Source organism: Demequina sediminicola (genome assembly GCF_000975055.1).
GTDB lineage: Bacteria > Actinomycetota > Actinomycetes > Actinomycetales > Demequinaceae > Demequina > Demequina sediminicola.
In genome coordinates this window covers 167,044-188,033 of the sequence record NZ_BBRB01000001.1, presented here as the reverse complement: position 1 = coordinate 188,033, position 20,990 = coordinate 167,044, and the positions used below count along the sequence as shown (strand labels likewise).

The following is a 20,990-nucleotide window of genomic DNA, read 5'->3' as shown; positions in this document are numbered from 1 at the left end:
AACCTGCCAGAGGTGAGTTTCGCCTGCCGCGAGTGAGAGACAATGGAGTTTATGGCAACGACACACGTGGCAATTATTGGTGGCGGCCCTGGAGGATACGAGGCGGCCCTCGTCGCCCGCAAAGCCGGTGCAGATGTCACCTTGGTCGAGCGTCAAGGGATGGGCGGTAACGCCGTCCTCACCGATGTGGTGCCCTCCAAGACGGCCATCGCCACGGCTGAGTGGCGCACCATCGCAGACCGCGCACCGCAACTAGGAATCCGCGATGCGCATGGCTCCGAATCGACTGCACATGTGGTCGATGTGGCCGCCGTCAATGCGCGCATCCGGGCGCTCGTCGCCAAGCAGTCGGGTGACATTTCAAGCCGGATGGCAGACAACGGCATCACGGTGCTCCATGGCAGCGCGACGCTGACGCCCGAGGGCAACGTCGTGGTCGACGGCGAGACGCTTGACGCCGATGTGGTCTTGCTCGCGGTGGGTGCGCGGCCTCGTGTTGTTGAAGGTGCAGAGCCTGACAACGATCGCATCCTGACGTGGACGCAGCTTTACGATCTCGCCGAGCTCCCCGAACATCTGATCGTGGTGGGTTCCGGAGTCACGGGCGCAGAGTTCGCGGGTGCTTACAGTCTGCTCGGATCCGAGGTCACCCTCGTGTCCTCCGGTGACCGAGTGCTGCCGCGCGAGGACCCTGAGGCGGCCGCGCTTGTTCAGGAAGTGTTCGCGGAACGCGGCATGAATGTGATGGGTGGAACCCGCGCGCAGAGCGTGAAGAACACCGGCGTCGGAGTTGAGGTCACGTTGGCCGACGGCCGCGTGGTCACGGGAAGCCATTGCTTGATGGCCGTGGGATCTATCCCCAACACTGACTCACTTGGCCTTGAAGAAGCGGGCGTTGAACTCGACGAGCGCGGCTACATCACCGTCGACCGCGTCTCACGCACGTCCGCTCGCGGAATCTATGCTGCCGGCGACTGCACCGGGGTGCTCCCGCTGGCTTCCGTCGCGGCCACCCAGGGACGCATTGCTATGGCGCATGCGCTCGGCGACGCCGTCACCCCACTTGATTTGCGGCACGTCGCGTCGGCGGTGTTTACCGCCCCCGAGATCGCCACCGTGGGAGCCTCCGAGGAGGAGCTGAAGGAGCGCGGTCTCTTCTATGAGGTTTCGCGCTTGGACTTGGCGCGCAACCCCCGGGCCAAGATGCTCGGAATCGATCAGGGCTTCGTCAAGATTTTCGGTCACACCGTTACCGGACAAGTGTTGGGCGCCGTCATCGTGGGCTCCCGTGCCAGCGAGCACATCTTCCCGCTCTCGCTCGCCGTGACGCACCACTTGACGGTGGACGATGTCGCAGGCGTGTTCACCGTGTACCCGTCCCTCTCAGGGACCACGGCAGAGGTGGCGCGGCGTCTGCACCACCTGTCCGACCAAGCACGCGTCTAGCGCGCCTGGTGTCACCCATCGACGATGCGTGACACCAGGGCGGACCTAGCTTGTGCTGGGCGATGGTGACGCTGACGGTGACTCACTGATTGACGGCGTGCCGGACGCGCTCTCTGATGGCGACGGTTCAGACGTGGCGGCGCCGGCATCCTCGTCACGCTCGACGTGAGGCGCGACATCGCCGCCTAGACCGGTACGCACGTGCGCGGTGAGCGGCAGATGGTCGGACCACGGGACATCGAGCAGCGCGAAGTCCTCAAGGACGACTTCACGGCCCAGAATAAAGTCCACCCGGGCACCATCCTGTGCGGCTGCGCCGGCAGGTAGTGCTTCGGCAGCAATCGCATAGCCAGAGTCCAGCATCACTGCGAGCGTGGCGGAATCGGGGCCATCGCCAAAGTCCCCGCCAATGACCACAGGGCCGATGGCCGTTCCCCACTCCACGAGGCGTGCGGCTTGCGCCTCGGGATCGGTGCCGTCATCGCCATCGATTTGCGTTGACGCGTACGTTGCGCCCATAAATGTCACCGCGAGTGCGCCGTGGCGGGGGCCGAGGTCGCTGTCCGGCTTGAGGGCGCGCACCTCACTGTGGGGCCGCGAGGTGAGGATGGCATTTCCCGTCTGCTCGGTGTGGGCGCCAGCGTAGGAGATGGGTAGTTGTAGTTCGCCAGCAAGGTACTCCACCATGTCGACCCCACCCGACAACAAGCCGCCGCGGTCGACCTCTTGCAGCATCGTCACATCGGCGGGATTGTCGCGAAGTGTGTGTGCGACGTCCTGAGCGTTGACGCCGAGCCTGCCCTGTGCTGCCGGGGTCACGCCGTGGTGAATGTTCCAGGACATAGCCGTGGGGGAGGACAGGAAGTTCTCGGAGTACAGCTGCTCTTGCTCATAGGTGGCGCTTGTCCACCACCACAATCCGCCAACGGCGACGGCACCCACAGCAAGGCGCGGCAGGACGCCGGGTAGGGCTGGCGCCGTGTGACGCGTACCCACACGGAAGGCCGTTCCTATCATGAGGGCGATGCCCACGGCGATCAGCAAGATCCCGTGCCGGACGGGGGTCACCGAGAGCCTGTCGATCTCAGCAATCACTAACGGTCCCAGCATCGCTGCAACGAATGCGAACGAAGCCCCGAGGCTGCGCGCAGCGGAGCCCTTGTCCGCCCGCATCATGAGTGCTGCTGCGAGGCCACTGGTCGCGGAAGCAATGGGCAACGCGATCAGCGCGGCGAGTCCAGGAACGGACAGCAGCACGGCCAGCGCTGCCACGCCGATCACTACGAGTGCGATGTGAACAGGGCCCTTCATGGCGATCGCTGCCGACGCGAGACGCGCAGCCAGCAAGAGGCCCACCATGGAGAACACCACAGCAACGGACATGCGCACGGATGCTTGCGATGTCACGTAGCCCAGGTTGGCAAAGGCATACATCAGGAAGGCCCAGTAGAGGCCGTAGCCCCACCAGCCCCGGGTGTGCTTGGCGGGAGTGAGGTCGTGGCATCGCCAGCCATTGACCAAGGCCAAAACGGCAACCACGCCGATGGCGACCCACCCCCACACATCGGTCCTCCACGCCGCATCGAAGGTGCGCAGTAGCGCCTGCTCTGCCACGGCGGCGGCTGCACCCAGCGCAGTTCCGGTCACCAGTGTGGCCCCCGAGCCGTTACCGACGGCGACCCGCGCGCACATGATCACGGTGGCGATCGCAAGCGCCGCGATGTAGAGCCCAGCGCCGATGAGCCAACCCCCGTCGAGGAGCGGAAGGCTGAAGCGAGCAATGGCCGTGATGCCGAGGAGGAACCACACGGTGCCACCTTGGCTGAAGAACTGTGCGGCCATCGATGCCAGCCACGCCACTGCGGCACCGCCAGCGCCTACTGCGACGATAGCGATCAGTGCAGTGGCGGTATTGGGCTCGGACAGGTCGAGCAGTAATGGGCCTGCGGTGCGAAGCGAATCAATCAACAGCCACGACGCCACAGCGATCAGGCCCAGGGCACGTCTCACATCGGTCATGCCTGTCACGGTACCGCCGCAACAATGAGAGCCGCGACGCGGGGGCCGTGCTCTGTGAACAACGCAGGCCTCGCCCACGCCATCAGCACCGTGTGCTGTGACGCCGCGAAGAAGTGACGCTAGGCGGGGTCGGCGATGTCGCAGATGACTGTGCCGGAGCTCACGGAACCGCCCACTGCAAGCGACAGGCCCGTGACGGTGCCAGCGCGGTGTGCCACCAGCGGCTGCTCCATCTTCATGGCCTCCAGCACCACCACCAGGTCGCCCTCGGCAACCGTCGCACCATCTTCGACAGCGACCTTCACGATCGTGCCCTGCATGGGCGAGGTCAGTGAGTTGCCGCTCGCGGCGGATCGGGTTGTACCGCCACGGCGAGCCGTACGGCGAGCAGGACCGCCCTTGCGTGCGTTCGCTCGCCCGGCCTGCGCCAAGGCTGCCGGCAGGACCACTTCTAGGCGCTTGCCGCCCACTTCCACAACAACGCGCTCCGTGGCGACGGCATCGGCTTCATTCTCTACACCGGAGCCTGTGCTGCCGAGCGTAGCGACCGTGTCCGCAAACTCGGATTCAATCCACGTGGTGTACACGCCGAAGGTGCCCGTGGGTGCGGCGAACTCATGGGTATCCAACACAGCGCGGTGGAAGGGTACGACGGTGGGGATTCCCTCGACCGACATTTCGGCGAGAGCGCGGCGTGCGCGCTGGATTGCCTCGGTGCGGGTGGCGCCAGTGACGATGACCTTGGCGATCATCGAGTCAAAGTTGCCAGAGACGGTGTCGCCCTCGACCACGCCAGCATCGATGCGGACACCGGGGCCGGTGGGGAAGCGGAGCTTGGAGATGCGGCCAGGAGCGGGCATGAAGTTGCGGCCCGGGTCTTCACCGTTGATGCGGAACTCGAATGAGTGGCCACGCGTGACGGGTGAGAGGTTCTGGATGGGCTCGCCTGCAGCAATGCGGAACTGCTCGCGCACCAGGTCTACACCCGTGACTTCCTCTGTCACGGGGTGTTCCACCTGCAGGCGAGTGTTCACCTCAAGGAAGGAGATGGTGCCGTCAACGCCCACGAGGAACTCGCACGTACCGGCACCCACATAGTTGGCTTCGCGCAAAATGGCCTGGCTCGACTCAACGAGGCGTGCATTCTGCTCGTCAGTCAAGAAGGGTGCTGGCGCTTCTTCGACGAGTTTCTGGTGCCGACGCTGCAGCGAGCAGTCGCGGGTGGACACCACGACGACATTGCCGTGCGTGTCTGCAAGGCACTGGGTTTCGACGTGGCGAGGCTTATCGAGGAAGCGCTCCACAAAGCACTCACCGCGGCCGAAGGCGGCTACCGCTTCACGAGTGGCGGAGTCAAAAAGTTCAGGGATCTCTTCGCGGGTGCGGGCCACCTTGAGGCCGCGCCCACCGCCGCCGAACGCTGCCTTGATCGCAACGGGAAGCCCGTGCTCGTCGGCGAACGCAAGAACCTCATCGGCGTTTGCTACCGGGTCTTTAGTGCCAGGGACCAGGGGAGCGCCCGCCCGTTGCGCGATGTGGCGTGCGCTGACCTTGTCGCCGAGACCCTCGATCGCTGCGGGAGGCGGGCCAATCCACACCAGCCCAGCATCCATGACGGCCCGGGCGAAGTCGGCGTTCTCTGAGAGGAATCCGTATCCGGGGTGGATTGCCTCCGCGCCACTACGGCGTGCGGCGTCGACGACCTTCTCGATGTCGAGGTAGGTCTGTGCTGCGGTCTCGCCTCCCAGCGCGAAAGCCTCGTCCGCTAGACGCACGTGTGGGGCGTCACGGTCCGAATCGGCGTAGATGGCGATGGAACGTAGGCCAGCGTCGTTGCACGCGCGAATAACGCGTACCGCGATCTCGCCACGATTGGCAATGAGGACAGAAGAGAATGCAGACACCCCGTCACCGTAGCGCCTGGTTACCAACCAGCACCTGTGAATGCGATGCGGTGCATCAACTTTGGAAAGCGGTCACACGCGGCGGCACTGCGTTTGTAGGGTATCTACAATCGACTTGACATTTACATGGGCTACGGGGCCGTAGGTTGTGCAGACCCCACAATCTGCCTGGTCCTCGTGGCGTACGCCGTCCTGACGCGGGACTACTCGCGCAAGGTGTGGAAGGGAACCGAAAGTTCCGCCAGGAGAGTGCGGAGCAAGGGGAGTGAAACGCCTACGACGCCATGAAAGTCGCCGTCGATGCGTTCGACGTACGGGCCTCCGAGACCATCGACCGTGAAGCCGCCTGCGACCTTGAGCGGTTCGCCCGTGGCGACGTAGGCCTCGATCTCGTCGTCGGTGAGCTTCGCGAAGTGCACGACCGTTGCGGACGACGAACCCACGGAGCCGCGCGTGCCGTCTTCGCGGTCATCGACAAGCCAGTGACCGCTGTGCAGGATGCCCGAGCGTCCGCGCATGGTGCGCCAGCGTGCAACGGCGGTTTCAGCATCGCCCGGTTTGCCGTAAATGGCGCCGTCTATCTCCAGCATGGAGTCACAGCCAAGGACGATGGCGTTGGTCTCGTACTCGGCCGCGACATGCTCTGCTTTGGCCCGCGCGAGCGCGAGAACGGCGTCCCCAGGCTCAGCGTCGGGGTGCTCGGTGCGGAGCTTGTCGAGGATCGCATCTTCGTCGACGCCAGAGACAATGACGTCGGGCTCTACCCCTGCCGCTCGCAAGGTGGCGAGGCGGGCGGGGGACTGGGAGGCAAGCAGGAGCGGCACTGTCATGGCACTGACCCTAGCCCCTCTGCCCCCTCGCCAAATGGAGCCATCTCGCTGATTTGGCACGCCAAAACAGCGAGATGGCTCCATTTGGCGGGAGTTCTAGGCTGTGGTCTTGACTTCCTCGCGGATCTCGTCATCCTCGGGCTCGGCGGAGAGGGACTTCTCGCCGCGTGGCAGGGCGAACAGCATGAGCACGGCCGTAGCGATCGCGATGACGGCGGACACCATCATGGCGTACTGGTTGGCATCCATGAATGCTGCCTGAGCGGCTTGCGCGATCTGCGCGGCAGCCGTTGCGGCCTCGCCGCCCGCGGTGGCCATCTGATCTGTGACGGCCAGCGCACCCGCGAGAGAATCCTCGATCACTCCGCCTGCCTCGCCGGGCACCTGCGCCGCCGTTGAGGAGATGTTCTGGGTGTACTGGGTGGCGATCATCGAACCCAACAGGGCAATGCCCAGGGAGGCGCCAAGTTCCCGGGTGGTGTCGTTCATGGCGGAACCCATGCCGGACCGGTTGCGCGGCACGGAAGCCATCATCATGTTCGTTGCGGGCGTCATGACCAGCGCCATACCGAGCGTGATGATCGACATGGCAATGAAGAAGTCCCAATACGACGGAACCGTTGGCCAGGTGGTCATCAGTAGGAACCCGGTGGCAACCGCTACGAGGCCAGGGACAACCGTCCAGCGCGTGCCGACAGCGGCAACGAGGCGCGGCACCATCGGCCCCACGACCATCATTGGCAGCATCGGCGGAATCATGGCGAGCGAAGTCTTGAGTGCCCCGTAGTCCATGACGAGCTGGAAGATTTGGGTCATGCCAAAGAACGCGCCAATCATGGCGAAGAAGGTCAAGGTGACGGACACCACAGACAGTGAGAAGCGGCGGTTCTTGAAGAGCTTGAGGTCGAGCATCGGGTGCTCGACACGGTTCTCCCACCAGATGAACGCGATGAGCGACGCGGCGCCCACCGTGGCGGCGATCATCGTGACGGGGTCGCTCCAGCCGTGCGATGGGACCTCCATGATCGTGTAGACGATGCCGGCGAGGGCCGCGGTGATGAATGCACCTCCGACCCAGTCCACCGGGGTGGCCTTCTCGTCGACGGATTCGGGGACGATGCGCCACGAAGCAAAGAGGGCGATGACTCCTAGCACCGCGCCAAGATAGAACGCGGCGTGCCAGTCAAAGAAGTGCAGCAGGATGCCAGTCAGCACGGAGCCGATCATCATGCCGACACCGGCCACTGCGGCCCAGATGGCGATGGCCTTGGGGCGTTCCTTCGTGGGGAACACCACGTTGACGATCGACAACGTCGTGGGCATCACGAGTGCGCCACCGATGCCCATGAAGGCACGGGAGGCGATGAGCTCTCCACCCGTGGTGGCGAACAGGGGAGCGTAGGCCGAGGCGAGGATGAAGACGACGAGTCCCACGAGCATCGTCCGTTTGCGCCCGTACCGGTCCGCGATCGCGGCGGCGATGAAAAGCAGTGACGCGAAGACCAGAGCGAAGGCCTCAACAACCCAGGTGAGCTCTAGCTGCGTGAGTGAGAACTCCACAGTGAGGTCAGGGAGCGCCAGGTTGAGGCTCATGTTGGCGACCATCGCTGTCATGAGGCCAAGACACAGAGTCGCGAGGATTCCCCAGCGGCGGCGGTAGGTCGACTCGGGAATTCCCTCGTCGAGTGCGTCTTGCAGTGAGGCGCGGTCTGCGGCTGGCTTGGACAAGCGGGGACTCCTTAGCGTTCGCGGTTGCGTAGCGGTGGCTCGGCAACTGGGCCACATTAGTTCGCATGACACGAATAATCAACTTCGCCTCAAGTGAACTAATTTGCGGAAGGGGACAACGCAGTGAAACAGCGAAGCGCCGACCCCGCACACCCGCAAGGGATGGCGGAGCCGGCGCTAGGCCAGGAGTTGTGGATTCCTAGGTGTTGCGACGCTGGCGCCAGAACACTCGGTTGATCCCAGCTGCCACGAGCGCAGCGAGTGCTGCGGCGAGGCCGAGTTCGATAGTGCCTATGCCGCCAAACAGGGACATTACGAAAACCACGACGAATACTAGAAGTGCCCACAACAGCAAGAACAGTAGAACTTTCACTGTTCCACCCTACCCAGCACTGCCACGATAGGTGTAGGTGCCGTTGCCCTTGAGCGTGATCTTTGACCATGGAGTGTGAGATGCGACGCAACCATACTTGGCAATACAGTTGTCGATGCGTCGCTGGAACATCGAGGAAGCCGTAGAAGTGCCCACGCCACTATTCGAGTTCTGCACGAGGCCCTCTACGTAGTAGAAGGCTGAGATGCTGGGTGCATAATCGTAGCGTTCCTTGATTGCCACAACTTTGCCGCCAGAGTGGCACCAATCAACGAAGTGGGTCCATTTGTATGCGATGTCTCCCAACAGCGTTCGCTTGGTGTAAGTTACCCACGTGTTCCTGCATGTCCGGGAGGGCTTTAGTAAGGGCGAGGCGGGTGAAGTGTCCTTGAGCTGGGCAGTCGTGCGAGGAGGGCTCACGACGCGATCCCCGGCTGTCACTTCTACCGCTGCGGACGGATCCGCAACGCGTTGCGCAACCTCGGGAAACTCTCGGAGGGTCGCGAGGTCGCTCTCCGTCCAGGTCCCGTCGTCTACCTTTTCCAGGGCTAGTTCGACTCGCTACTCCTCCCATCCTGAATCGGTTGCCGCGGCCGTCGCGCTACTGCCAACAAGCAGTGGGATGGTTAACATCGCCGCTGTCGTCCAAGTGCGTGTCTTGGTCGTCACTCGTGTTTTCCTCATCTCAGTGAAACGCCATCGTTACTCTGGGCTGAGGGGTTGGCCATCTCGATGCCCCAACGCGACTTTACTATGTGGGTGGGTGTTTCGGTCAAGGGTGTGAATGAGACTGTGGGTCGCAGGATTGCCAGGCATGTGGGCCAGGGTGGGCGGATCTAGAAGCCGTCGCAAGGGCTGTCTCAAGCTTCTATCGGCAGTCTAGAGGTCGGCGGGATTCTTGAGGTGGACTCCAGCGAAGAGAAATGAGGTGTGGGCTTGTCGCGCGAAGAAACCGTGGCGCAAGTGCTTGATCTGCAAGCGCAGATGATGCGCTCGTCGATGCGCCACCACTCGCAGACCATGGTGGGCGCCAACTTGACCCCCGTCCAGTTCCACCTGTTGCTCTTCCTGCACTCTCACCGCGGGATTCCCACGGCGGAGGCGGCCGATGCCATGGGAGTGCGGGCAAACATCGCCACTGGTGTGGTGCAGCGTTTGGTTGACCGGGGCTGGGTTGCACGCGAGCCGTCGCCTGAGGACGGGCGCGTCCGGCTGTTGTCACTTACGTCCGAGGGGGACGAACTGGTGAATCAGGCTGTCTCGGAAGCCGAGCAGGGGTTTATCGAGCACCTCAATGTGCTGTCGGACGAGCAAGTTGAGCAGCTCCGAGGAATCTTGCAGACATTCATCGACGCAGGGGCGGCTGAAGGGTAGACGCCGCCACTCGCTACCGGCCTAGGTGAGGTCCGAGTCGATCTCCTGGCACTGCTGTGCGACCTTGTCCGGAAGGATATGCGTGAGCAGCGTGGCGAGAGCCATGCGCTTGTCCGCGGGAACGTGGTCGAGCAGTACCTCGCGCTTTACTGCCTCGTAGGCTTCGGCTGCTTCCGCGACCACCGCGGCGCCTTTGTCTGTCAGCACCGCCCAGGTGGCTCGACGGTCATGATCGCAGGTGCGCCGCTCCACGAGCCCTTCCGCTTCAAGCTTGGCGAGCGTGTGAGACAGGCGCGACAGCGAAGAATCGGCGGCCTGTGCGACCCGCGCGAGTTGCTGGGTGCGATCAGGTTGCGCCGCCAGTGTCGACAGGATCATGAACTGGTGGTGGTTCAGGCCAGTGGCTTCGCGCACGCGTTCATCGAGGGCCGCTGGAACGGTGGTGAGCATCGCTGAGAACCTGCGCCACAAGAATTCGTCCTGGGCATTGGGGGCAGGGCGAGCCTCGACGGTGACGGGTTGATTGTGCGGAGGCGTCTGGCTCATAGCGCTAGATTTGCATACTTTGGTTGTAGAGTCAATAATTGACGCATCAACTAAATCGTTCGTAGCAGTCCACGCTTAAGGAGCCCCACATGGAAATCGCCTACTGGATCGTCGGCGGCCTGCTCGCCCTCGTCTTCCTCGCCGCCGGAATGAACAAGATCGTGAAGTCGGAGGAGGACCTCCGCTCGTCGGGCATCCTGCCCGAGCGCCGCTCCCTGCCTCAACAGCGCACGATTGGCGCGCTCGAAGTGCTTGGCGCCATCGGCCTCATTGTGCCGCCGCTGACCTCCATCGCCGTGATCCTTGCCCCTATCGCCGCAGTGGCCCTCACCGTCTTGATGGTGGTGGCCGTCGTGGACCACGCCAAGAACAAGGAAGCCTTCGTACCCGCATTGGCGCTAGCTGTGGCGGCTGCTGTCGTCGCCGTGCTGGGCTTCGTGGTCTGGCTGTAACGACCGGTGTCTCGATAGTCGCGCGCGGCCGCCCGCTACAGGGCGTCGTGCGCGATTTCGAGTGCAGCCTTCCACGTCGCTGGGACCTCCCGCACATAGCCGCGAGCGGTGTGCCAGCGAGTGGAAAGCACAGGAGGGTGGGCTCCCTGGACGTCCAAGCCCACTGAACGGCAGAGCCACATGGCCCGGGGCAGGTGAAATTCCTGCGAGCAGACAATGACGCTACTGACACCCGCGTCCCAGGCATTGCGTGCGGATTCGCGGGTGTCATAGCCGTGCGGGTCTTTGACCAGTGCCTCGTCGGGCACTCCCAGTTCCCGCGCGGCGGTGTGCATGGCCTTCGTCTCATCAAGGCCCTCACGGTTATGGCCTGCGCCCGTGAGGAACAACAAGTTCACATCGCCACGGTGGTAGAGCTCGGCACCCGTGGCCACGCGCTCGCGTAAAAAACGACTGGGACGGCCATCGGGCCAGACCCGCGCTCCCAACACTAAAGCCGCGTCGGCCGGCGCAAAGTCACCAGACGATGCCAAATGCACGTCGCCTCGCGCACTTGCCCGGGCATACACCTGCGGAGCCACAAGTGCGGCGGACGCCGCCGCCGCGGTGAGTGCGAGCGTGGAAGCCAGCCGTGGCATCGGCTCTACCTCAGCGAGTGACGCCAGGCGGAGTCGCCGTGGCCGAGCGGGGCAATGATGCGCCGTCCGCGCATCGTGCGAGTACGGTCCATCCAGGCCGATGTTGGTGAACCGGGCGCCTCGTCCTCAGTGTTGGAGGCGGCTACCACGGCTACGCCCGCAACCAGGGCCGCTAGCTCTTCAGCATCGGGGCTTCCGGAGATCACACGCAACTGCGCGGCGACCTCAAACGGATCCTCAGACGGTGTAGCGGTCATAGCGGCATGTTCCCGTGCTTCTTCGGAGGCAGCGATGCGCGCTTGGTGCGTAGTGCACGGAGCGCCCGAGTGATCTGCTCGCGGGTCTCCGAGGGTTCAATCACTGCGTCAACATAACCGCGGTCAGCGGCATCGTAGGGGTTGACGATCTCGTCCTCGTACTCAGCCGTAAGGCGGGCGCGCTCGGCCTCCACATCTCCGCCTTCCTCAGCCACCTTCGCCAACGGACGGCGCTGGAGAATATTGACCGCGCCGCCAGCACCCATGACGGCGATCTGTGCGGTGGGCCACGCGAGGTTGATGTCAGCACCCAACTGCTTAGACGCCATCACGATGTACGCGCCGCCGTAAGCCTTGCGAGTGATGACCGTAATGAGCGGCACCGTGGCCTCGGCATAGGCATAAATCAGCTTGGCGCCACGGCGAATGATGCCCTGGTGCTCCTGGTTCACGCCCGGCAGGAACCCGGGCACATCCACCAAAGTGATGACGGGGATATTGAACGCGTCGCAGGTGCGCACAAAACGTGCGGCCTTCTCGGAAGCATTGATGTCGAGCGTGCCAGCCATGGATTGTGGCTGGTTGGCGACAATGCCTACAGACTGGCCCTCAATGTGGCCAAAGCCCACGAGCACGTTCGGAGCAAAGAGGGGCTGAATCTCAAAGAACTCACCCTCATCGAGCACTGCCTCGACCACGCTCTTCATGTCGTAAGGCTGGTTGGGGGAGTCGGGGATCAGCGTGTTGAGCGCCTCGTCGTCACCGGTGGTCTCGAAGTCTGCTTCCGCACTCCACGTGGGGGCATCGGTCAGGTTATTCGCAGGCAGGAACTGCAGCAGCTGCTGCACGTACTCGATGGCGTCGTCCTCGTCGGACGCGAGATAGTGCGCGACTCCGGACTTGGTGTTGTGGGCGTGCCCGCCACCGAGCTCTTCGAACGTGACGTCCTCACCCGTGACCGACTTGATGACATCGGGTCCGGTAATGAACATCTGGCTCGTGCCATCGGCCATCACAATGAAGTCGGTGAGCGCAGGGGAGTACACCGCGCCTCCGGCCGAAGGGCCAAGAATGATGGAGATCTGCGGCACCACACCAGACGCGGCCACGTTGCGACGGAAAATCTCAGCGAACTGCGTGAGCGCAGCAACGCCTTCCTGGATGCGAGCACCGCCACCATCAGAGATGCCGATCAGTGGAACTCCAGTGCGCAGGGCGAAGTCCTGAACCTTGGTGATCTTCTGCCCGTGGACCTCACCCAGCGACCCGCCAAACACGGTGAAGTCTTGGGAGTACACCGCGACCTGTCGGCCATCAATGGTGCCGTAGCCAGTGACGACGCCGTCGCCGTAGGGGCGGTTCTTGTCGAGTCCAAAGTTGCGGCTGCGGTGGCGTGTCAAAGCATCGAGCTCAACAAAAGAGCCCTCGTCGAGGAGTTGCTCTACGCGCTCGCGGGCAGTCTTCTTGCCGCGGGCGTGCTGCTTCTCGGTTGCCACTGCTTCACGCTGGGTGACGGCCTCGTCCACCTTGCTGCGCAGTGCTTCCAACGCGCCCTGGGTGGTGGCCTGTCCTTGGGAATCGGTCACGATACTCCTTGTGCTGTCGCTTCGGCGGCTAGCCTAGCCGGGTGACCCCGACCTTGCCTGCCACCGTATCCGCCTCGCGCAAGCCTTTGACGGCCGATGCCCTGGCCGGGCTTGTCGGCGAAGGTCGCCAACTGTCGCGCCTTGACGTGCGTGAGACTGCCGCATCGACCAACACGGCCATGCTCGAGGCGGTGCGACGCGATGCTGGTGCGTGGCCCGCGTTCTCCGCCCTCGTCGCTGATCATCAGACTGCCGGGCGTGGTCGCTCAGGGCGTTCGTGGGCGACCCCCCAGGGTGCTGCCCTGACGGCATCGTTCCTGTTGCGGCCCGAGGTTCCGGGGGATGAACTGGGCTGGGCGCCGCTCGTGGTGGGGCTGGCGACCGTGCGCACGTTGCGTGATGCGGGTGTGGGCGCGTATCTCAAATGGCCCAACGACGTGGTGGTCGAGTCGGGAGTGAAGCCGATCCCAGGGTGGGGGCGCTGGCGCAAAGTCGTAGGGATTCTGTGCGAGATGGCACCCCGCTCGGGAGTCGATCAGGAAGCCGCAGTGGTGGCTGGAATCGGTATCAACGTGTCTCAGTCATCTGGTGAGTTGCCTGTGCCCCATGCTGCATCGCTGTACACCTTAGGTGCTGGCTGGCTGGATCGCGTCGCTCTCGTAAAGTCTCTGGTGGCGCACCTGCGTGACGGCGTGGCGATGTGGGAGGCCGATGAGGACTTTCCGCAGGTTCATGCCGCCGTTGAGGGTGTGTGCGCGTCGATTGGTTGGGATGTGACAGTCGCGACGCCCTCGGGCGAGAGTGTGATGGGGCGTGTGACTGGGCTCTCGCCGTCAGGTGCTTTGGTGGTCGCGACCCGCGAGGGCGAGCGCGAAATCCTTGCGGGCGACGTGACGGTGCGGAGGGCATAGCAGCCCCGCCTGTGCTGACGTGGTGTGGCTAAAGGATACTCGCCAGTTCCGGATCGCAGGCTGCATTAACTGCCTCGCGCCCGTCGTAGGGCGTGCGGGCAGATCGGGCAAGGTGCGCGAGCCGGGCGCACTGGGCGAAAGTGTGCTGGGACAGCGCAAACCGTACGAGTGGGACTCGCGACGGGGCCATCGAGAGGCTGGAGATTCCGAGCCCCGCAAGGACAAGAGCCATGAGGGGGTCGCCGGCTGACTCGCCGCACACTCCCATGGGCTTGCCGTTGACTGATGCCCCCGCCGATGCCGCTGCGACCACGTCAAGAACTGCGGGTTGCCATGGGTCGAGCAGCTCAGCCAGTTCGCCCTGCATCCGGTCGGCTGCCATGGTGTACTGAGCGAGATCGTTGGTTCCCAGAGAGCCAAAGTCAACCTCGGCCATCACGTGGTGTGCACGCAGAGCTGCTGACGGGACCTCAATCATGACGCCAACCGTGCCGAGCCCGTTCTCGCGGACGCGACGCGCGAACCACGCCGCTTCTTGGGCATCCGCGACCATGGGCGCCATCACCCAGGCATCGGCGCCTGTGTCCTTCGCTGCAATGGAAATCGCTTCGAGTTGAGCGTCGAGGAGTTCTGGCCGCTCGGCGGAGAGCCGCAAGCCGCGCCTGCCAAGAGCAGGATTCTCTTCCACGCCCAGATTGGCAAAGGGCAAGGGCTTATCTGCACCTGCATCAAGCGTTCGGACGACGACTCGCTGTCCCGTGAACGGGGAGAAGACTTGGCGATAGATCTCTGCCTGCTCGTCGACGGACGGCGCACTGCTGGCAGAAAGGAAGACAAACTCGGTTCGGAAGAGGCCAACGCCTTCGACGCCTGACCCCGCGGCGATCGTGGCATCTTCGACCCCGCCGATGTTGGCGAGCAATTTGACCTGTTTGCCATCGCGGGTCATCCCAAGTCCTGTGGAGCTCGCCAACACTGACTTCCTGCGGTCAACTCTGGCACGGTGCTGCGTCACTGTCTCTTCCGTGGGGTCGAGGTGCACGGTGCCGGCGTCGCCATCAACCATGACGAGGTCACCATCGTGGAGGTGCGCGGCCTCCGCGAGTTTGACGACTGCAGGAATCTCCATTTGCGCGGCGAGGATGGCGGTATGGGAAGTCCGACCTCCTGCCTCCGTAATGATCCCTAGGACTTTCGTGCGGTCCAAAGTTGCTGTCTCCGCGGGCGCAAGATCATGGGCGACAAGAACACATTCACCCTGAAGCGTGGGCACGCCCGGTGCGGGATGGTCGAGTATTGCAGCGATGGCTCGGTCGCCGACGTCCCGGAGATCCGTGGCGCGTTCTGCGAAGTAGCCGCCGAGGGCCTCGAACTGGTCCATGAATTCGCGAGTGGCGCCGTCGATTGCCGTGGCGGGTCCGTTCCCGGCCTTGGCGCGTGCGATCGCGCCGTCGACGAGGCTTGGATCGCGCGCCAGCATTGCGGTCGCGGACAGTATCCCAGCTGCGGTGTCGTCCACGTGCGCGATGCGACTCTCAAGATCCGAGGCGACGGCGGCGAATGCGTGGCGAATCTTGTTTTCCGCGTCGGCGGTGGGGGCTTCATCGGCTGGGGGAGTGATGGGACTGCCCACCACAACAATGGGGCCGAAGGCTATTCCTGCCGACACCCCGATTCCTTGGGCGACTGTCATGATGACGCCTCTGCATCGAGGTCCCGTGCGAGGAGCTCTGCAAGTGTGTCCAGCGCATCGTCAGCGCCTTCGCCGTCTGCGGTGAGTATGACCTCATCTCCGTGCTTGGCGCCCAGCGCCATGACGGCAATCATACTGTTGGCGGGTACGGGTGACCCATCCACCGTGGCAATGGTGACAGGGACTTGAACCTCAGAAGCAGCTTTGACGAAGATAGCTGCGGGTCGTGCGTGGAGGCCGACGGTGGATCCGATGGTTGCGGTACGAGTGGACATGTCATCTCCTTTGATGGCGCTTTGCGGGGTGGGGTCAATCGGTGGTCATAGCAAGGTGGAGTGCGGGTCCAGGTAGTAGCCTGCAATCGATCCCCGACACGTCACTGGGGCCGGGTACAGCCGAGCCTGGAAGACCCACCGATGCCGTGCCCCACTGGACAGCAGTGATGAGTGCATCGCTGGTGTTGGCGCCGTTCTCGGTAGCGTGAAGATAGCCCGCAAGGAGGCAGTCGCCAGCTGCCACAGTGGAGCGGGACGTGGGGGCCTCAGCGGTCGCATGCAAGGTTTCGTCGGCTGTGACGGCGATCGCTCCATGCGCTCCGAGGCTCACGACCACGGTGTGAATGCCCGAGGCAACGATGTCCTGAGCCGCGAGCACTACATCCGCGAGTTGTGGAAGCTCTCGCCCTGCATACTCGGTCAACTCGTGGTGGTTGGGCTTGACGATGTCGGGGCCAGCCGCGACGACGTGCGCGAAAGGAGCGCCGGAGGTATCGATTGCACTGCGGAGGTTGTGTCTGCGTGCCAGGTCTACCAGCCGGGAGTAGAAGTCATCTCCTAATCCAGGCGGTAGGGAGCCGCTCCCCACGAGCCAAGTCGCCCGCGGGAGTTGTCGATCGATGGCGGAGAGCATTGCATCCGCATCCTCAGGACTACAGAGGTTGCCCGGTTCGTTGATCTTGGTCGTTGTCCCGTCAGCCTCGGCCACGGTGATGTTCTGACGCACGGCTCCAGGGAGGTCGATCAGTTTGTGGCGCACGGCGGCGTCGTCCAGGAGTGAACTGACGAGCGTAGCGGACTCACGTCCTACCGGAAGAATGGCGAGCGTGTCTGTGCCGTGGGCAGCGAGCGCACGTGAGACATTGACTCCTTTACCGCCGGGATCGTCTCGGAGCCCAATGGCGCGATTCACGTGCCCGCGGTGAAGCCGGTCAAGAGTGATGGTGCGGTCGATGCTCGGATTTGGGGTCACGGTGACAATCATGTGCGCGCTACCTCCACGCCGACGTCTTCGAAGTCTTGGACAGTGTCGTCGTCGAGGTCCGAGTCGCTAATGAGAAGTGCAACTTCCTCGGTCTCGAGGAACCGATGCATGTGAACCTGGCCGGCCTTAGAGGAATCTGCTACGCACACCACACGGCGAGCGGCCGACGCCATCGCGCGTTTCGCGGCCGATTCGGCTTGGTCCGGGGTTGTCAGGCCACGTTCAAGCGTGAATCCGTTAGTTCCCATGAAGGCGACATCGACACTGACGTCAACGAGTGAGGTCGCGATCCATTCGCCCACGGCAGCCCCTGTGCGTCGGCGGACTCGGCCGCCAAGCACCATGAGTTCGGTGCGAGGGCGATCGGCGAGCCGGGCGGCGATGGCAACGGAGTTCGTGACCACGGTCACCCGCAGTTCGGGCGGCAACGCTTCTGCGATGGAGAGTGTGCTGGTTCCGGAGTCAAGGAGGATTGAGTCGCCCTCTTTGATCTCCATGACGGCGCGGGCTCCGATACGACGTTTGGCATCTGCCGAGTGGCCTTGTCGAGACTCGAGTGTTGGTTCGAGGGTCAGTCGTTCGACAGGCAGGGCTCCGCCATGGACACGGCGCAAGACCCCGAGTCGTTCCAACGCGGTGAGGTCACGGCGGACGGTTTCAACCGTCACGCCGAGTTCCTCGGCGAGTGAACCGACCTCGACGCGCCCGCGCGAGCGAGCGGTCGCGACGATTGACTGCTGACGTTCCTGGGCATACATGGCGGAGTGTTCCTGCTTCCTGATGGGTGAGCGGGTCTGTCTAAGGTTCGACAGTGACCTTGATAGCTTCGCCGCGCTGAACGATGCCAATCGCATCGAGTACACGGCTCAGTGGGATGTGCTCCGTGATGAGGTCCTTCACTGGCACTTCTCCGGATGCAATTTTGCGTAGAGCTTCCTTGTTGTGGTGGGGTGCAGAACCGTTCGCACCAAAGAGGCGCAGCTGGCGGTAGTGCACCAAGTTGGAGTCGCACGTGATGGTGGGGTTGGTTTTGGGGAGTCCGCCAAAGAAGGAGATGCGTCCGTTTCGGGCGGCCATTTCTATGGCTTGTTCTTGAGCAATGTTGGCTGCAGTTGCGGTAATGATGCAGTCTGCGCCGCGCCCGCCGGTGAGTTCCTTGACCTTTTCCACGACATCGACCTCCGAGCCGTCGATGACTTCCTCCGGGTGAACGGCATCGGCTGTCATGGCGAGGCGCTCAGCATTGACGTCGATGAGGAACACTCGGCCCGCCCCGTTGGCGCGTGCAAGACGGATGTGCATGGCGCCGATAGGGCCAGCGCCAAAGACTACGACGGTGTCGCCTTGCTCGATCCCCAGGATTGACTGCGCATTGATCGCGCAAGCAAGGGGCTCGGCTGCAGAGGCTTCGTCGAAGCCGACCCCTTCGGGGATGCGGTTGAGGCCATCGACTTTCATCACTTCCTTTGGGACGATCATGTATTCAGCGAAGCCGCCAGAATATTGGTATCCCATGGAGGTCTGGTTTTGACACACCTCCATCCAACCGCGTGAACACTCGTAGCAATCACCACACGGGACGGCGGCGATGACTTGCACGCGGTCGCCTTCCACCCAGCCTTCAATTCCTTCGCCGGTGGCAACTACTTCGCCGGCAATTTCGTGGCCGATGATCCGTGGGGGTGAGAGGTTCTGGTGGCCGTTGTGGAAGATCTTGACGTCTGTGCCGCAGGTTGAGCAGTTGCGCACGCGGATCTTGACCTCACCGGGTCCGACCTCGGGCTCCGGGACGTCTTCGATGCGGACATCTTCCGGTGCGTAGAAGACGAGGGCTTTCATGGGTTACTCCTTGGTGGTGGTGGGTGACAGCAGTGAGAGGACATCCTCGATGGTTGATGCTTCGCGCAACTGTGAGGCCTTGGTTGGATCCATCAGGACTTGGGCAAGCGTGGACAGGATGTCGACGTGTTCTTCAGACTTCGAGGCGATCGGGATGCATGCATAGACCGTTTCGCCATCCCAGTCGACGCCGTGTGGATACTGGAGAAAGCCCAGTGCTGCGCGCTCGATGTGCTCCCGAGATTCGTTGGTGCCGTGAGGAATCGCAACGCCTTCGCCGATGTACGTCGAGATGGACGTCTCGCGCTCGTGGATTGCTGCGGCGTAGGCGTCTGTGGCTGCGCCTATCTCCACGAGCAACGCACCTGCTTGGGTGAGCGCATCCGTCTTGTCGTGTGCCGTGAGCCCAAGTTTGATGGCGTCCGAACGGAGGAGCCGCGCGTCAGGATTCAAGGGTCTGCCCTTGGATGATGGCGTCTTCTACGCGAGTGAATGCAGGGTCGCCGATGAAGATTGTGAAGGGCACGACGACTGCGTTGGGTGCGGTGCTTTGCGCGCGGGCGGCGAGCCCTTGGTGGCAAAGCACGAGCTTGGCGTCCTCGGGGATCTCGTTGACAGGGGTGTGGACTACCTCCACGCCCTTGGCGCTCAGTTTGGAGCGAAGGTTGCTCGCGACCATGACTGAACTGCCCATACCCGCGTCACAGGCGATGATGACCTTGGTGACTTCGGATCCGTTGATCGATGGCATTGGTTTCTCCTTGTGGTGTTGGGCGACCGTGTCGTCCTCTTGGGGATCCAGTTAGGCGGTGGTGGCTGGAACGGGGGTGGCCACGTCGGCCGTGTCGTCGGTGGGAGCGTCTTCACGACGTGCTTCACGGCCGAATCCCATGAGGAATGCAGCGACGACGAATGACACGAGGGTCGCGAGCAGGACCTGGCTGAACATCACCAGGTAGTTGGTCCACCCCGGAGGGGTGAAGGCGATCCAGGCAAAGATGGAGCCGGGTGATGGGGGTGCGACGAGGCCGCCGTTGAACATCACGCCGACCAAGACGCCGGTCATTCCGCCGAGGATGGCTGCTGCAATGAGCTTGGGCTTGGCGAGAACGAAGGGGAAGTAGACCTCGTGGATACCGCCGAAGAAGTGGATGATCGATGCGCCTGGGGCCGCTGCTTTGAGCATGCGGGGGCCAAAGAACATGAATGCGAGCAGGATTCCTAGGCCGGGTCCAGGGTTGGATTCGATCATGAAGAGCAGTGATTTGCCGGTGTCCTCGGCTTCCGCGGTTCCAAGGGGCGTGAACACACCGTGATTGATGGCGTTGTTGAGGAACAGGACCTTGGCGGGTTCGACAACGATTGATGCCAGCGGAAGGAGGCTGTGTTCGACGAGGAAGTCAACGCCTTGGCCGGCCCATTCGACACCCTTGGACACGATAGGTCCGATCACGATCTTTCCGAGGATGGCGAGAACAGCGCCGATAGTGCCGAGCGAGAAGTTGTCGATCAGCATTTCGAACCCGGGCTTGACCTTGCCGGACCATGAGCCCTCGACGATCTTCAGGAGCCATGCCGCGAACGGGCCGATGATCATTGCGCCCAAGAACATGGGGACGTCGGAGCCGACGATGACACCGGTGGTGGCGACCGCACCGATGACGGCACCACGGGTGTCGTAGACGAGCTTTCCGCCGGTATAGCCGATCAGGATGGGCAGCAAGTAGGTGATCATCGGGCCGACGATCACGGCGATGCTTGCAGTCCAGTCCATGACGCTCTGGTTCGGGCCGCCGTTAAACATTTCTGCGATCTTGTTGACCCAGCCCGCCTCGATGAAGAGTGCGGTGATGAGGCCCCACGCCACGAATGCGCCGATGTTGGGCATGATCATGGCCGACATGAACCGGCCGAGACGTTGAATTTGGGCGCCGATTCCGGGCCCTGTTCGGTGCTTCTTTTCCTGGGCTTGCGCCTGAGCGTCGTTGAAGGACATCGGTGTCCTACCCTCCCCCTCCGCCTCATTGCGGAGGAATGTCACAAGTATGCCCGTTTGGGCCCGTTCCTGTGGAACTATAGTGTGACACTACCGGGCATAAACGGGCATGTCAAGACATAAACGGGCATAAGTGGG

Annotated in this window: 22 protein-coding genes; 4 read left to right on the top strand and 18 right to left on the bottom strand. The window is 63.1% G+C overall.

Translation table 11 applies throughout. The features are described from left to right. Positions 1-42 precede the first annotated feature (42 nt). Entirely contained in the window at positions 43-1,446 is a 1,404-nt protein-coding gene (locus AOP79_RS00915; RefSeq protein WP_082093253.1) for an NAD(P)H-quinone dehydrogenase, read from the top strand. A 45-nt stretch (positions 1,447-1,491) separates the two neighbouring features. Here AOP79_RS00915 and AOP79_RS00910 read toward each other — a convergent pair whose 3' ends face one another. From AOP79_RS00910 to AOP79_RS11755, 6 genes are all read right to left on the bottom strand, one after another. After that, a complete protein-coding gene (locus AOP79_RS00910; RefSeq protein ID WP_062069531.1) occupies positions 1,492-3,465 on the bottom strand; it encodes an endonuclease/exonuclease/phosphatase family protein in 1,974 nt (657 codons plus the stop codon). Between the two features lie 119 nt (positions 3,466-3,584). Continuing rightward, positions 3,585-5,369: an acetyl/propionyl/methylcrotonyl-CoA carboxylase subunit alpha gene (locus AOP79_RS00905; RefSeq protein WP_062069528.1), complete on the bottom strand. Its 1,785-nt coding sequence runs from the start codon at positions 5,367-5,369 to the stop codon at positions 3,585-3,587. A gap of 203 nt (positions 5,370-5,572) precedes the next feature. Then, positions 5,573-6,199, bottom strand: coding sequence for a Maf family protein (locus AOP79_RS00900; protein ID WP_062069526.1), 627 nt, complete (start codon positions 6,197-6,199; stop codon positions 5,573-5,575). A 96-nt stretch (positions 6,200-6,295) separates the two neighbouring features. Continuing rightward, a complete protein-coding gene (locus AOP79_RS00895; RefSeq protein ID WP_062069523.1) occupies positions 6,296-7,927 on the bottom strand; it encodes an MFS transporter in 1,632 nt (543 codons plus the stop codon). 199 nt (positions 7,928-8,126) lie between these two features. Next, the gene (locus AOP79_RS11760; protein WP_161794207.1) at positions 8,127-8,300 is read right to left on the bottom strand and encodes a hypothetical protein; all 174 of its coding nucleotides are present in this window, start codon (positions 8,298-8,300) and stop codon (positions 8,127-8,129) included. 9 nt (positions 8,301-8,309) lie between these two features. Further along, on the bottom strand, positions 8,310-8,456 hold the full coding sequence (locus AOP79_RS11755; RefSeq protein WP_161794206.1) for a hypothetical protein: 147 nt from the start codon (positions 8,454-8,456) through the stop codon (positions 8,310-8,312). A gap of 780 nt (positions 8,457-9,236) precedes the next feature. On the opposite strand from AOP79_RS11755, the gene AOP79_RS00885 reads away from it, so the two are divergent. Continuing rightward, positions 9,237-9,674, top strand: coding sequence for a MarR family winged helix-turn-helix transcriptional regulator (locus AOP79_RS00885; RefSeq protein WP_152647945.1), 438 nt, complete (start codon positions 9,237-9,239; stop codon positions 9,672-9,674). A gap of 21 nt (positions 9,675-9,695) precedes the next feature. Here AOP79_RS00885 and AOP79_RS00880 read toward each other — a convergent pair whose 3' ends face one another. Next, complete coding sequence (locus tag AOP79_RS00880) at positions 9,696-10,220, bottom strand: MarR family winged helix-turn-helix transcriptional regulator (RefSeq protein WP_082093251.1); 525 nt, start codon at positions 10,218-10,220, stop codon at positions 9,696-9,698. An 89-nt stretch (positions 10,221-10,309) separates the two neighbouring features. Between AOP79_RS00880 and AOP79_RS00875 the strand changes: the two genes are divergently transcribed. Then, the gene (locus AOP79_RS00875) at positions 10,310-10,672 is read left to right on the top strand and encodes a DoxX family protein (RefSeq protein WP_062069510.1); all 363 of its coding nucleotides are present in this window, start codon (positions 10,310-10,312) and stop codon (positions 10,670-10,672) included. Positions 10,673-10,707: 35 nt separating this feature from the next. On the opposite strand, the gene AOP79_RS00870 is transcribed toward AOP79_RS00875, so the two are convergent. From AOP79_RS00870 to AOP79_RS00860, 3 genes are read right to left on the bottom strand one after another with little or no spacing between them, the layout of a single operon-like run. Then, a complete protein-coding gene (locus AOP79_RS00870) occupies positions 10,708-11,310 on the bottom strand; it encodes a SanA/YdcF family protein (RefSeq protein WP_062069507.1) in 603 nt (200 codons plus the stop codon). Between the two features lie 5 nt (positions 11,311-11,315). Beyond that, entirely contained in the window at positions 11,316-11,567 is a 252-nt protein-coding gene (locus AOP79_RS00865) for an acyl-CoA carboxylase epsilon subunit (protein ID WP_062069504.1), read from the bottom strand. Continuing rightward, positions 11,564-13,114, bottom strand: coding sequence for an acyl-CoA carboxylase subunit beta (locus AOP79_RS00860; RefSeq protein ID WP_236683219.1), 1,551 nt, complete (start codon positions 13,112-13,114; stop codon positions 11,564-11,566). Before AOP79_RS00860 ends, AOP79_RS00865 begins: the two co-directional genes overlap by 4 nt. Positions 13,115-13,194: 80 nt before the next feature. Between AOP79_RS00860 and AOP79_RS00855 the strand changes: the two genes are divergently transcribed. Beyond that, positions 13,195-14,064, top strand: a complete 870-nt coding sequence (locus AOP79_RS00855) for a biotin--[acetyl-CoA-carboxylase] ligase (RefSeq protein ID WP_152647944.1) — start codon at positions 13,195-13,197, stop codon at positions 14,062-14,064. A gap of 28 nt (positions 14,065-14,092) precedes the next feature. Here AOP79_RS00855 and ptsP read toward each other — a convergent pair whose 3' ends face one another. From ptsP to AOP79_RS00815, 8 genes are read right to left on the bottom strand one after another with little or no spacing between them, the layout of a single operon-like run. Then, the gene (ptsP, locus tag AOP79_RS00850) at positions 14,093-15,757 is read right to left on the bottom strand and encodes a phosphoenolpyruvate--protein phosphotransferase (RefSeq protein ID WP_062069495.1); all 1,665 of its coding nucleotides are present in this window, start codon (positions 15,755-15,757) and stop codon (positions 14,093-14,095) included. Beyond that, complete coding sequence (locus tag AOP79_RS00845) at positions 15,754-16,032, bottom strand: HPr family phosphocarrier protein (protein ID WP_062069493.1); 279 nt, start codon at positions 16,030-16,032, stop codon at positions 15,754-15,756. The genes ptsP and AOP79_RS00845 overlap by 4 nt, the downstream gene beginning before the upstream one ends. Positions 16,033-16,066: 34 nt before the next feature. Next, positions 16,067-17,017 (bottom strand): 1-phosphofructokinase, encoded by a 951-nt coding sequence (gene pfkB / locus AOP79_RS00840; RefSeq protein ID WP_062069490.1) that lies wholly within the window; start codon positions 17,015-17,017, stop codon positions 16,067-16,069. Beyond that, positions 17,014-17,775 carry a DeoR/GlpR family DNA-binding transcription regulator gene (locus AOP79_RS00835; protein WP_062069487.1) on the bottom strand — a complete coding sequence of 254 codons (762 nt, stop codon included), beginning with the start codon at positions 17,773-17,775 and terminating at the stop codon, positions 17,014-17,016. The genes pfkB and AOP79_RS00835 overlap by 4 nt, the downstream gene beginning before the upstream one ends. Before the next feature lie 40 nt (positions 17,776-17,815). Continuing rightward, entirely contained in the window at positions 17,816-18,856 is a 1,041-nt protein-coding gene (locus AOP79_RS00830) for a zinc-dependent dehydrogenase (protein ID WP_062069484.1), read from the bottom strand. A 3-nt stretch (positions 18,857-18,859) separates the two neighbouring features. After that, a complete protein-coding gene (locus tag AOP79_RS00825; RefSeq protein ID WP_062069481.1) occupies positions 18,860-19,309 on the bottom strand; it encodes a PTS mannitol transporter subunit IIA in 450 nt (149 codons plus the stop codon). Continuing rightward, the gene (locus AOP79_RS00820) at positions 19,299-19,607 is read right to left on the bottom strand and encodes a PTS sugar transporter subunit IIBC family protein (RefSeq protein ID WP_062069478.1); all 309 of its coding nucleotides are present in this window, start codon (positions 19,605-19,607) and stop codon (positions 19,299-19,301) included. The genes AOP79_RS00825 and AOP79_RS00820 overlap by 11 nt, the downstream gene beginning before the upstream one ends. A gap of 51 nt (positions 19,608-19,658) precedes the next feature. Then, positions 19,659-20,852: a PTS transporter subunit EIIC gene (locus AOP79_RS00815; protein WP_062069474.1), complete on the bottom strand. Its 1,194-nt coding sequence runs from the start codon at positions 20,850-20,852 to the stop codon at positions 19,659-19,661. Between the last annotated feature and the right edge of the window lie 138 nt (positions 20,853-20,990).

Coding starts and splice junctions, on each gene's coding strand:
- AOP79_RS00870 (WP_062069507.1), bottom strand. CDS start 11,310: ATGCCACGGCTGGCTTCCACGCTCGCACTCACCGCGGCGGCGGCGTCC.
- AOP79_RS00915 (WP_082093253.1), top strand. CDS start 43: ATGGAGTTTATGGCAACGACACACGTGGCAATTATTGGTGGCGGCCCT.
- AOP79_RS00880 (WP_082093251.1), bottom strand. CDS start 10,220: ATGAGCCAGACGCCTCCGCACAATCAACCCGTCACCGTCGAGGCTCGC.
- AOP79_RS00820 (WP_062069478.1), bottom strand. CDS start 19,607: ATGCCATCGATCAACGGATCCGAAGTCACCAAGGTCATCATCGCCTGT.
- AOP79_RS00900 (WP_062069526.1), bottom strand. CDS start 6,199: ATGACAGTGCCGCTCCTGCTTGCCTCCCAGTCCCCCGCCCGCCTCGCC.
- AOP79_RS00845 (WP_062069493.1), bottom strand. CDS start 16,032: ATGTCCACTCGTACCGCAACCATCGGATCCACCGTCGGCCTCCACGCA.
- AOP79_RS00835 (WP_062069487.1), bottom strand. CDS start 17,775: ATGTATGCCCAGGAACGTCAGCAGTCAATCGTCGCGACCGCTCGCTCG.
- AOP79_RS00910 (WP_062069531.1), bottom strand. CDS start 3,465: ATGACCGATGTGAGACGTGCCCTGGGCCTGATCGCTGTGGCGTCGTGG.
- AOP79_RS00875 (WP_062069510.1), top strand. CDS start 10,310: ATGGAAATCGCCTACTGGATCGTCGGCGGCCTGCTCGCCCTCGTCTTC.
- AOP79_RS00815 (WP_062069474.1), bottom strand. CDS start 20,852: ATGTCCTTCAACGACGCTCAGGCGCAAGCCCAGGAAAAGAAGCACCGA.
- AOP79_RS00865 (WP_062069504.1), bottom strand. CDS start 11,567: ATGACCGCTACACCGTCTGAGGATCCGTTTGAGGTCGCCGCGCAGTTG.
- ptsP (WP_062069495.1), bottom strand. CDS start 15,757: ATGACAGTCGCCCAAGGAATCGGGGTGTCGGCAGGAATAGCCTTCGGC.
- pfkB (WP_062069490.1), bottom strand. CDS start 17,017: ATGATTGTCACCGTGACCCCAAATCCGAGCATCGACCGCACCATCACT.
- AOP79_RS00830 (WP_062069484.1), bottom strand. CDS start 18,856: ATGAAAGCCCTCGTCTTCTACGCACCGGAAGATGTCCGCATCGAAGAC.